The organism is Gelidibacter mesophilus DSM 14095 (assembly GCF_000423005.1).
GTDB classification, from domain to species: Bacteria; Bacteroidota; Bacteroidia; order Flavobacteriales; family Flavobacteriaceae; genus Gelidibacter; species Gelidibacter mesophilus.
The window spans coordinates 1-5,534 of the sequence record NZ_AUHD01000034.1 but is presented as its reverse complement, the minus strand read 5'-3'; the positions used below and the strand labels follow the sequence as shown (position 1 = coordinate 5,534).

Below are 5,534 nucleotides of genomic sequence, written 5' to 3'. Positions count from 1 at the left end.
TTCAGACAGAGGAATACAATATTGTAGCAATCAATACACACAAATACTCAAAAGAAAAAAGATAGATATTAGTATGACAGAAGAAAATCATTGTTACGAAAATGCAATGGCAGAACGTGTAAACGGTATCTTAAAAGATGAATTTTATCTAGACCAAACCTTTGATAACGTAGCGCACGCAAAGCGAGCTGCAAAAAATGCAATTAATTTATACAACGAAATAAGATTACACTTATCTTTAGACTATAAAACACCTAATATGGTATATAAATTATCAGCGTAAATTCAATTTTAACCTGTAGCCATATTTTAGGACGAGACATACGAAAACAGAACTATGAAGAAAATTTTAGGAGCCATTTTAATTACATTTTTAGTAAGTTGTAATTCAAATTCAAAAACGGAAAAACAATTACTTGAAAAGGAAAATGAACTTTTGCAGAGAGAATTAGAACTGACAAAAAAGGAACAAAAATCTGATTCTAAAGAAGTTGAAATAAGTAACCCAAAGGAAATTGAAAAACCGAAAGAAACCGAAAAAACTGCAATAAAATCGGAAGAAAAAGCAAAACCAATTAAAAAACAAACTGGTTATACTTTTGACAATTTTCACATTTCAGAAAATCGAGTTGGAATTTTCTCTAAAGGAATGTCTATTTCTGATGTTTATAACACAATCCCGAAAGCACAAATTAAGAAAAAAGTCGGATATGGAGAATTTGCAGACGACACTTATGACGATTATGAAATTTATGACTCTAACGGAAAAAAAATATTGGTTTTAACGCCAAAACAAAGCGGAAATACAAACTCGAAAATCAATCGAATTTTAATTTTAGACAAAAGATTTAAAACAACAGAAAAGATTGGTTTAAATTCAACTTTTGGAGATTTAGCAAAGTTTTATTCTACCGACAAAATTTCGCCTGATATGGAACATATTGTGATAGATGTTAATCATATTAATGCTTGGTTTTCTATTAAGAAAACCGAACTTCAAGATGGTTGGTGGAATGGAAATGGAATTGACAAATCGAAAATTCCGAGCAAAGCAAAATTTGATGGAATATCAATTTGGTGGAAATAAGTACTGTGGCTAACAACGTGTATAATTAATGGCTGGTTCTCACCTACTTACGAAAGTCCTCGCGGACTTTCTATTCGGTTTTTATTTACTAAATTAAGTGCTTAAACACGCCACTAATCATACACAAAACCGTTGTGCAAAACTTTGAAAATCAAAATGGAGAATATAAATAAAGAAATAATTTTAAAAGCAATTAAAGAATCTGAGACTGTTTTAATAACAACTCATAACAAACTTTGTCTTCCCATAATTAATAGAATTTATAAAAAAATGATAAATGGACTAAAATTTGATGATATTAAAGTATGTGACACATTAATCATTGATGGTCATCATAGATATGTAAGTTCTTTACTAGCAAACATTAAGCTTGACGAAGCCAAATCATCTAAGACAAGTGCAACAATTGAATATGATTGGATGGAAGTTGAATTTGTTGAAGAAGAATGGGATACCGAGGAAAAAATTAAGCGTTTAAATGAATTGGATGCTGAATTCAACAACATATCTATAGAGAAAATAATTGAAATGACAAAATAATTTAATACATTTGTAATATGTTATTGTATTTAGACATAGACGGAGTAATGGTTCCTGCTAACTCTTGGAGAAGACCAATAATATTAGAAGATGGTTTTCCTGAGTTTAGTTCAAAGGCTGTTCGGTCGCTTGATAGAATTATTTCTAATTCAAGTGCGGATATTGTATTGACTACATCTCACAAGCATAAATATACTTTGGAAGAATGGAAAAATATATTCAGACGAAGGAATATCAATGTGAATAAAATAACGAGACTTCCAAAGAACACAAGTCATTTGAACAGAAAGGATGAACTAATTCATTGGTTTAATGCTAAACATTCAAAGGGTAGATTCATTATAATAGATGATGATAAGTCTTTAAATGCATTGCCAGAGTTTTTAAAGGATAAATTAATACAAACAAGTGGCTCTGTTGGATTAACAGATTATTTAGCAGATGAAGCTATAGATAAGATTGAGAAATCGAAATATCAATTAGCGACATAAAAAGCATTGCACAACATTGTATAAAAGCAATAGCGGTTTGGGTAATAACTCGAATCGCTATTTTATTTTAATTAAGTATATTACAATCAGAAAAGTAGTGTGTTTTTATCCGCTACTGCTCTTATACGTAAGCGTTGGCGGTAATTTAAAGAAACATTCGAAATTCAATGGAAAATGTCATAAATGATTTAAAATCTTTATTCGAAGAAGCGAAACAAAAAAGCGAATTCGATTTTGTACTGACTTTAATGAACTATAGAGGAATGGGCACTCATAAACTTATGTCCAATCTTTACGAATGGTTTGACGCAATTGAATTTTACAAGAAACTATATAACTCACACGAGTTAAAGGAAAAAACCCGAATTGCAACATTATTATACTCTACATTCTTTGAAAATAGTGACTTTTATAACATCATTGGAAGTCTTTCCAAAGTAAAACTCGGTTATAAAGGTTCATCTTATCTCTTTTGGAAAACAAATAAATACGAACGACTTTTAGGAATAGGAGAAAAACAAGAAGCACTACTCGAACTATTACACGATGCAGACAAACCAAATATAATCTCATTTTTTAATGATAATCATCATAAGGAAATTAGAAATACTTTTTTCCATTCTGCGTATGCTTTAACAGATGAAGATTATATTATGCACGATTCAGAACCAATTTTCATAGAACGACTTGGAATTTCATCTTTTAATGTTAATGAATTTCTATATCCAAAAGTTGAAAATATAATCGTGTTCTTTGAAACTTTTAGAGAACTATATTTAGAATCTTTCGCAAGCTACAAAACTGACAAAGAAGTAATTGGAAACTTCCCAAACCCTTCGAAGATTACGATATTTGGAGATGATGACGGTTTGAAAGGTTTTAAGATTAAAAATTCAATCCAATTTTTTGGAAAATGGCACGATTCGGGAATTTGGTATAATGAAGAATATGATATGTATGAAGGTCATAATATTAGATTCAATATGCCAAATGTAGAAACTGTTGAAATTGGAGAGCAACTTACTCGTTACGAAAACAAAGATGACATACATCAAAGCGATGTAGAATTTTACAACTTGGTAGAAAAAATATCTGACCGCAAAGACGCAAATGAAATTGCCAGAGCAACTAATTTATTACTAAAATTCGGAGCTTTAAGACAAAAGAAAATGGAAGATGAAGAGAACGTATTTAAGAAAAGAAGCTATCCGAAATACATAATTCCATTTTATAAAAAAGCAATTCAAATTGGAACAGGCTTATTTGACCCAAAACCAATTCAGGACGAAATAGATAAACTGATTGAACAAAATGCGGAATAAAAAACTACCGCCAACAACGTATATAAAACATAGCTATTACAGGCTTTCCGAGAGGTTTGAGTGTATTTGCAAAGACCGCCAAATTTTTAAATTTAGCTTTTAATAAAATAAAGATAAAAAGAAAATTTAAAAATTCGGCTCGTGTTTAATCCGAAAAGCAAGAGTCCTTTTACACGCTACGTTTCATATACAAAAACGTTGGCATTCATTGAGCAGAACCGTTAAAAACGACAATTATGAGTAATTTAAAAGACATTAAATCGGAAATTGAAAAATATGCGAATGACTCAAATCTGACTGAATTGAACATACAGAATATAAAAAATCCGAATGAACATAAATTCAACATCTGAATTTAACTCGTTTGTGGAATTGAAAACTGAATTGAAAACTAAAACCCGAATTGAATGCGGAATATAGCAGATTGCGGAATTGCTCACTCAATCGGAATTGAAAACTAAAAAGTAGAATATGAAAAACATCTTTATTTATTACTTGACAATTTTAACGCCACTTGCAATTATAATTTGGCTGAACAAAACCGAATCTATAAATTCTACATATTTTGTGGGACTTTTATTTTTCTATTTATTAATTTTTAGAACTTATATAGATGGAAAAAGACTGTCGGACAAAAATGTAATTCCTAAAAAAGATATTTGGAAAATGATAATTCCAGGAAAACACATTGAGTATTTTAAAGAACTATATCTGAAATAATATAAGAACTAAAAATATAGCGGAATAAAAACAACGAAATGCCAACACCGTGTATAATTAATTGCTTGGTTTTAGCCAATTTACGAAAGTCCTCGCGGACCTTTTATCTGTGATTTATTTACTAACTTTAGTGCTTAAAACACGCAACTAATCATACACAAAAACGTTGGCAACTATATAAACGAAAAAAAACTCAAAGAGGAAATGAATAATAAATTTTTAGTTAAAGTTAGTAACATTATTGGAATAATTTCGATAATATTATTGGTGTATTGGGTATTTGTTTTTATATCAATAACAGTATTTGGATTTAAAGTATTTAGAGAAAATATTACTGAAACATTTTATTTGAGTATTGTCGGAATTTTAGCTTTAATGGCTGGTTCTTTAATAATAAATGTAATGTTTAATTTGACAAGAATTGCAGAAAAACATAATCAAGACGACCTAAATATTCCGAAAAAAATGAATAAAAAAATAGGAATAATTTTTGGAATTAGCTTTCCTATAATTTTTATACTTCTATTTGGTGGAGATTATTTAACAACTGAAAAGAAAGAAAAAATGCTCATTTCTTCAGCTAAATCAATTATCGAAAATAATGTAGAAAAATCAGACAGATTATTGAATTACTCTTTCAAAGAAAACTGGATTATTGACACAGAAGAAATACTTGACATTTATTCAAAGACCGATAAACATTTCCCATTTGTTTCAGTAATTGTAAATGATAACATTGACAAATCAAAAGTTTTTTTAGGGTTTAGAAGCTATTATGGAGAATTGAACGACTCAATCCAACCAAAGAAAAAAGACTTTATACTAAAGACTACAAAAGAAGAAAGAGAATATTTAGATAATGTGTTTTTTAAAAATCTTGATAAAGTTAGATTTAGTGCAAGTGACGGAAAATATGAATTATTCTATCCATATTTAAAAAACGGAAAGATAATTGTATTATATTTTTCTGATTACCAAAGATATGGAAAAATAGGAAGTTAAAATTAAAAAATACAGTTGCCAACAAAGAACTGAGGCAAAAAACAAGGCTTTTCTCCATTAAATTTGACAAATGGGTCCTGGCATTGTTGAAGTGGAATAAAGCTCCTTCGTCGTTTTATTTTCAATCCAACAATCAATAATCAGCACCTAAGTTGATGAGTCCGATTAATTAATATTTAACACTGACACATGGGCATCATCGTACGGTAAACCAGATTTCACGATTGCAAAACACTGTTTCAATAACTTATTGGCTACTGCAATAAGCGCCAATTTTTTACTCTTACCCTTGTTTACGATTCGCTCATATATCTCGCGGCACGCTTTGTTGTACTTACAGGCATTGAAAGCACAAAGGAACAACAGGTTACG

At 29.7% G+C, this 5,534-nt stretch carries 7 protein-coding genes and 1 pseudogene; 7 read left to right on the top strand and 1 reads right to left on the bottom strand.

The annotated features are described in order from the left end of the window. The 7 genes from G525_RS0117655 to G525_RS0117620 form a co-directional block, all read left to right on the top strand. Positions 1 to 283 (top strand): integrase core domain-containing protein (locus G525_RS0117655; protein WP_027127317.1); only part of this gene is annotated, 283 nt, incomplete at its 5' end. A 54-nt stretch (positions 284 to 337) separates the two neighbouring features. Continuing rightward, positions 338 to 1,087, top strand: coding sequence for a hypothetical protein (locus G525_RS21935; protein WP_051210009.1), 750 nt, complete (start codon positions 338 to 340; stop codon positions 1,085 to 1,087). A gap of 156 nt (positions 1,088 to 1,243) precedes the next feature. Beyond that, the gene (locus tag G525_RS0117645) at positions 1,244 to 1,627 is read left to right on the top strand and encodes a hypothetical protein (RefSeq protein WP_027127316.1); all 384 of its coding nucleotides are present in this window, start codon (positions 1,244 to 1,246) and stop codon (positions 1,625 to 1,627) included. A gap of 17 nt (positions 1,628 to 1,644) precedes the next feature. Continuing rightward, positions 1,645 to 2,118: an HAD domain-containing protein gene (locus G525_RS0117640; protein ID WP_027127315.1), complete on the top strand. Its 474-nt coding sequence runs from the start codon at positions 1,645 to 1,647 to the stop codon at positions 2,116 to 2,118. Between the two features lie 167 nt (positions 2,119 to 2,285). Then, positions 2,286 to 3,440, top strand: a complete 1,155-nt coding sequence (locus tag G525_RS0117635; protein ID WP_027127314.1) for a hypothetical protein — start codon at positions 2,286 to 2,288, stop codon at positions 3,438 to 3,440. 471 nt (positions 3,441 to 3,911) lie between these two features. Next, positions 3,912 to 4,160, top strand: coding sequence for a hypothetical protein (locus G525_RS0117625; RefSeq protein WP_027127313.1), 249 nt, complete (start codon positions 3,912 to 3,914; stop codon positions 4,158 to 4,160). A 204-nt stretch (positions 4,161 to 4,364) separates the two neighbouring features. Continuing rightward, a complete protein-coding gene (locus G525_RS0117620) occupies positions 4,365 to 5,162 on the top strand; it encodes a hypothetical protein (RefSeq protein WP_027127312.1) in 798 nt (265 codons plus the stop codon). A gap of 165 nt (positions 5,163 to 5,327) precedes the next feature. On the opposite strand, the pseudogene G525_RS0117615 reads toward G525_RS0117620, so the two are convergent. Continuing rightward, positions 5,328 to 5,534 (bottom strand): annotated as a pseudogene (locus G525_RS0117615) (IS110 family transposase); the annotation flags it as partial.